5 protein-coding genes are annotated in these 6,404 nt (G+C 38.2%); all 5 read left to right on the top strand.

What is annotated here, in order from left to right; genetic code table 11:
• Positions 1–413, top strand: a 413-nt coding sequence (locus ACO1O5_RS11485; RefSeq protein WP_486270309.1) for a phosphodiester glycosidase family protein, incomplete at its 5' end; no start/stop codon positions are given.
• Positions 414–869: 456 nt separating this feature from the next.
• Complete coding sequence (locus tag ACO1O5_RS11480; RefSeq protein ID WP_486270307.1) at positions 870–1,133, top strand: hypothetical protein; 264 nt, start codon at positions 870–872, stop codon at positions 1,131–1,133.
• A 53-nt stretch (positions 1,134–1,186) separates the two neighbouring features.
• Complete coding sequence (locus tag ACO1O5_RS11475) at positions 1,187–3,643, top strand: ABC transporter permease (protein ID WP_486270305.1); 2,457 nt, start codon at positions 1,187–1,189, stop codon at positions 3,641–3,643.
• Between the two features lie 58 nt (positions 3,644–3,701).
• Positions 3,702–6,086, top strand: a complete 2,385-nt coding sequence (locus tag ACO1O5_RS11470; RefSeq protein ID WP_486270303.1) for an ABC transporter permease — start codon at positions 3,702–3,704, stop codon at positions 6,084–6,086.
• Positions 6,087–6,172: 86 nt separating this feature from the next.
• The coding region (locus tag ACO1O5_RS11465) for an ABC transporter permease (RefSeq protein ID WP_486270301.1) at positions 6,173–6,404 on the top strand (232 nt) is incomplete at its 3' end.

Raw genomic sequence — 6,404 nt, 5'->3', positions numbered from 1 at the left:
TCAAGCCGGCAGGTACCCGCTGGACACAGAACCACTTTGATTTCCCTACCATTATTTCCGCAGGCCCATTATTGGTGTGGAATAGCAGGATTGTGCGTCAGCGGCCGCATAAATGGAATGAAACCCGCTATAGCCGGACAGGCATCGGGCTTACGAAAGATCATCACCTGCTGTTGGTGACAGTAGATGGAAATGCCAAAGAATCGGCTGGTGTTACTATTCCTGAATTTGCAGCACTTTTTAAGGCGCTGAAATCTGTGTCGGCGCTCAACTTTGATGGCGGAGGCTCTACTACCATGTGGGTAAGCAGCGAGCCGGAGAACGGCGTAGTGAATCATCCTACGGATAATAAGAAATATGATCATTTTGGCGAGCGGAAAATAGCAAATGCTGTTTTGATTATGAGGAGATAGATTATGGCTTTTTCTTTTGAAAAAAAAAGTAAGGAAAAAGTTCAATGAAAGGTGTTTTTGCTTTTTCTTTTGCCTTGATGCATTCTGCGACAGTGCCCAGAAGAATTAAACAATCAAGAAAAACCCCGTCCACTCCGCGCGTTTTCCAGGCCAGCGCCCCGGCAAAAGCCTTTCTTAGATAGTTATGTTTGTTCGCTAAAGATGCCTTTTCCCACTTCCCTTTTTCTGAAAGATAAATAGCTGTATCAAAAGCGAACCCCCTGTTGTATCAAAAGCGGACACTTTATTTTTTTCGTTTGTAATAACTGGCTGAAAAACAATTAATAAGTAAATGGCATACATTTTCCGGATTAAAAATGAAGCGAGGTTCCTACTGAAAATAAGAATTCTAATTATTTATTGTTCTACCGGATAGATATTGTTAAGGCAAATAGTCACAACTCATACATGCATTAAATGCTAAAAAATTATTTTAAAATAGCCGTTCGCCATCTTACAACTCATAAATTGTTTTCCCTTATCAACATTTTATGCCTTGCTATAGGGATTTCCATTTCAATGATTACTTCCGTTTACATTTTGAACCAGCGGGCAAATCTTGCCTGCTGGATTTTTGCTTCAGCAGGTATGGGCGCATCACTTATTCCATTATCTATAGAGAGTTACCTGGCAATAAAAGCGGCCCTGGTAAATCCTGTTAAGAGTTTGAGAACGGAATAATACGCTGATGAGGGATTACCCTGAAGAAACGGTCACGCATAAACGAAAATGCAATGTTTAAAAGTTATTTTAAAACGGCATGGCGCAATTTGATGAAGAATAAAACTTTTTCACTCATCAACATTGCAGGGCTTTCTATTGGTATGGCAGCATGCCTCTTGATTTTACAATATGTGAGTTTTCAATTAAGCTTTGACCAATTCAATAAAAACGCAAGTGATATTTATCGTGTTGTAAATGATCGGTATCAAAATGGAAAACTTATTCAGCACGGCACCATAACTTATTCAGCTATTGGCAAAGCGATGCAGGATGATTTTCCTGAAGTAGTGGATCATACACGCGCTATTTCATTTGATAAAGAAATTATTCAGTTTAACAATAAAAGGATAGGTGACCTTACTATACTTGCCGTCGATAATTCATTCCTCCGGATGTTTAGTTATCCGCTTGTTGCCGGTGATGCAAGAACGGCTTTACAAGAACCCCGTTCGCTTATTCTTTCGCAAAAAGTTGCCGATAAGTTATTTGGCGTAAGCGATGATTATGGCTCGCTTATAGGAAAGGAAGTTACGGAAGACATAGATTCTTTGCCCTATAAAATAACCGGCATTTTGAAAGATGTTCCCGGGAATTCTCATCTTCAGTTTGATATACTTCTTTCTTATGTAACTCTGTATAGTGGGGCTACCCCCTGGAAAGATGCCGATTATAGTTTTACCGATTCTGATTTCTGGCATTACATCCAGCTGAAACACGGAGCCAATTACAAAGCACTGGAAGCGAAATTGCCTGCCTTCAGCCAAAGACACTTCCAGGGAAATAAAGTTTCAGGTTCTATTGAAAAGTTTTATTTGCAACCGTTAAGCAAAGCACATTTATATTCTGATTTTGAATACGAAATAGGAAAAACCGCAAGCGCAACTGTTGTGTGGGGATTATTAATAATTGCTGTGCTTATTATTATTATTGCGTGGATAAATTACATCAATCTTTCTACAGCCAAGTCAATGGAACGGGCAAAGGAAGTAGGGGTAAGAAAAGTTTCGGGTGCCACCAGGCAACAATTGATCAGGCAATTCCTGACAGAATCTCTACTCATCAATATTATTGCTTTTTTCCTCGCATTATTGCTTGTGGTTGTTCTTCAGCCCTTCTTTAACCAATTAATTCATCATCAGCTATCGTTATCTTATTTGTTTGTAAAGGGATTGAACGGGTTTAGTATTTCGGCTGCATTGATTGCAATCTTTGTTGCAGGTATTCTTGTCTCCGGATTTTATCCTGCTATTGTATTGTCCGCATTTAAGCCAATCGCTGTTTTAAAAGGGAAATTTGTCACATCACGCAGAGGCATTGTTCTGCGTAAGATACTGGTCGTAGGTCAATTTGCTGTATCGGTCGCATTGATGATCGGATCTTTTGTTGTGTATAAACAAATGCAATACGTAAGCGATCAGAATCTCGGTTTTAATATGTCTCAAATGCTTATCTTAAAACCGCCTTTACTAACAAAGTGGGATTCTTCTTTCATTAGTAAACAAAATGCATTTATTGAAGAAGTAAAACAACTGCCGCATGTATCGGGTGCAGCATATTCCTGGCGATTACCCGGTGATGAATGGGGAAGAAATTTTAACGTGCGAAGAAAGGATGCGCAAAATGAAACACATTTTGCCGTTCGCAACATGGGAATAAGTGCTGATTACATCAATGTATATCAAATTAAGCTGCTGGCGGGAAGCAACTTTGAAACAACAGATTATAATGTTGATTGGGATAAACTGCATTCGGTTATTCTGAATCAAACGGCGGTAAGACTTCTTGGCTTTAAATCTCCAAAAGACGCAATCGGCAAACAAATTATACAAGGTGATCAGACATGGGATATTAAAGGCGTGATTACAGATTTTCATGAGAAGTCTTTAAAATATGCGATTGAACCAGCCATGTTTTACCCCGCTACCAATATTGCAAGTCCTTTTTCTATAAAAGTGGATGCTACGGATCTTTCTTCAACTGTGGCAGCCTTAAAGAAAAAGTATGATTCTTTTTTTCCAAACAATATTTTCGACTATTTTTTTCTTGACGAAAAGTTCAACCAGCAATATGCTGATGACGAATTATTTGGAAAAGTATTTGCAATTTTTTCAGGGTTTGCCATTTTTATTGCCTGCCTGGGTTTGCTTGGTCTATCGCTCTTTGCAACTGCACAACGCACAAAAGAAATTGGTATTCGGAAAGTATTGGGCGCTTCTGTATCAAACATTGCCATTCTGCTTTCAACAGGTTTTATAAAGCTTGTTCTGCTCGCTTTTGTAATTGCTTCACCTATTGCCTGGTACCTAATGAATAACTGGTTGCACAATTATGCCTATCGCATGAACATAAGCTGGTGGATATTTCTGGCAGCAGGATCACTTGCCGTAATGATCGCTTTGGCAACGATATGTTTCCAGGCAATCAAAGCAGCGAAAGCGAACCCGGTGAAGAATTTGAGAATGGAATGATGCAATTATGAATGAAAGAAAACTTAGAGCTCAAAACATATAACTTAAAACTTGTAGCATGTTTAAAAATTATTTCAAAATCGTCTGGCGCAATCTGATTAACAAAAAAGCGCATTCAATTATAAATATTACGGGTTTATCAGTTGGTATGTCGGTAGCTATGATTATTGGATTATGGATATGGAGTGAACTGTCGTTTAATAAGTACCATGGGAATTATGATCGTATAGCACAGGTAATGGAACAAAATACTTTGAATGGTGTAATACAAACGGCCGTTAATATTGAGCCACCGCTTGCGCTTGCGTTGCAAAAAGATTATGGCAGTGATTTTAAGCACATAGTAATGGCATCGTGGATTGAGCGTCACATTCTCGCTGGGGGCGATAAAAAAATTTCCTACACCGGCAATTTTATGCAGCCGGAAGCACCTGAACTGTTTACGTTGAAAATGCTAAAGGGAACACGTAATGGTTTAAACGATCCATCTTCCATACTCATTTCTTCATCAGTAGCGAAAGCATTATTTGGTAATACCGAACCTTTAGGTCAGTTAATCAAACTTGATAATACTGCCAGTTTTAAAGTTACGGGCGTGTATGAAGATTTGCCGAAGAACACTTCATTGCATGATCTCACATTTATAGCGCCGTGGGATTATTATGTCGCCTCAAATGATTGGGTGAAAAATTCACTGAACGATTGGAGTGAAAGATCATTTCAACTGTATGTGCAGTTGTCTGACAATGCAAATATGCAAAAGGTTTCATTGAAAATAAAAGACACCAAGCTAAAAAAAGTAAACGGTGACGATGCTAAATATAAACCGCTGATTTTATTACAGCCAATGAGTAAATGGCATTTATATAGCGAATTTAAAAATGGCGTTAATACAGGCGGTGCAATTGAGTACGTATGGATGTTTGGTATCATAGGAATATTTGTGCTTTTACTTGCCTGTATCAATTTTATGAATCTGAGTACGGCTCGTAGCGAAAAACGTGCAAAAGAAGTTGGGATACGCAAAGCGATTGGTTCATTAAGAACTCAATTGATGAAACAATTTTTCCTTGAATCGTTATTAATGGCAGCTATGGCTTTTTGCTTTGCTTTGATTTTTGTATCGCTCGCTTTACCATTCTTCAATGAGCTGTCTGGTAAAAATATGTCTATCCTCTGGACGAATCCTTATTTTTGGGCCATCAGTATCATCTTTACCTTGTTCACAGGAACTGTTGCTGGTCTTTATCCGGCACTTTATCTTTCCTCTTTGAAGCCTGTTAAAGTATTAAAGGGTACCTTTAAAGCTGGGAGATCAGCGGTTATTCCACGTAAAGTTTTGGTAACCGTTCAGTTTGTTGTATCCATTATTTTAATTATCGGTACTATTATAGTTTTCAAACAAATTCAGTTTGCAAAAAATCGCCCCGTTGGTTACAACAGGAATGGGCTGATCAATATTGAAGTAACCACGGATGATCTGGACAAACACTTTATTGCTCTTGAATCAGAATTATATGCATCGGGAGCAATAGCAGGTATTGCGGGAACATTGAGCCCAATGACGGCTATTCACAATAGCAGAAGGGATGTTACATGGAAAGAGAAAGATCCTAATGTTACATACGACTTTGCATACACACGTGTTAGTTCAGGGTATGGGAAAACAACAGGTTGGCAAATGCTGCAAGGAAGAGATTTTTCCAGAGAGTTACTTACTGATTCATCTGCAATTATTTTAAATGAAGCTGCAATAAAATATATGGGTGTTACACATCCGCTCGGCGAAATAGTAAGATTTAATAACCAGGATCACGTAATAATAGGAGTAGTAAAAGACATGGTGATGCAATCTCCTTACGAACCCGTTAAACAAACTATTTTTTCTTTAAGCTCTTCCAATTTTCCCAATATAATCGTCAGAATAAATCCTGCAGTTAACAGCCATGATGCATTAAGTAAGATAAGTGCAATATGTAAAAAATATTCTCCGTCTGCTCCCTTTACATACAAATTTGTAGATGAAGATTATGCAAAAAAATTTGATAGCGAAGAACGGGTAGGCAAGCTGGCTGGAGTTTTTGCACTGTTAGCAATTTTTATCAGTTGCCTTGGGCTGTTTGCTATGGCATCTTTCATGGCAGAGCAACGAACAAAAGAAATAGGCATTCGAAAAGTGCTGGGCGCAAGTGTATATAATCTATGGCAATTGCTGTCTAAAGAGTTTGTAATACTTGTATTCATTTCATTACTGATAGCAACACCGCTTGCTTATTTTTTCATGCATAACTGGCTGCAGAATTATGAATACAGAACCAGTTTATCATGGTGGGTATTTGCATCAACAGGGGTTGGCGCATTAGCAATAACAATAATAACGGTAAGCTTCCAGGCAATAAAAGCAGCAATAGTCAATCCGGTAAATAGTTTGAGAACGGAATAATTGTGAATGTGAAATGAGGAAACAGGAATTTGAATTATTTGTTGCTTCACTGATAAACATAACGGTTAGCATTAAACGAAAATAGAATGTTTAAGAATTTTTTCAAAACAACGATCAGAAGCCTTTGGAAAAATAAAGGCTACAGCTTTCTCAACATTTTTGGTTTGGCAATTGGCATTGCGTGTGCCGGATTGATTTTTTTATGGGTAGAAGATGAATTGAGCTTTGATCAGTTCAACGCAAAAAAAGATCAGCTATATTTTATCAGGGAAAATCAAAAATACGATACCTACACAGCAACATTTGGTTCTACACCTG

It is taken from the genome of Ginsengibacter sp. (genome assembly GCF_057362405.1).
This window is presented reverse-complemented; position numbering and strand designations above follow the sequence as displayed.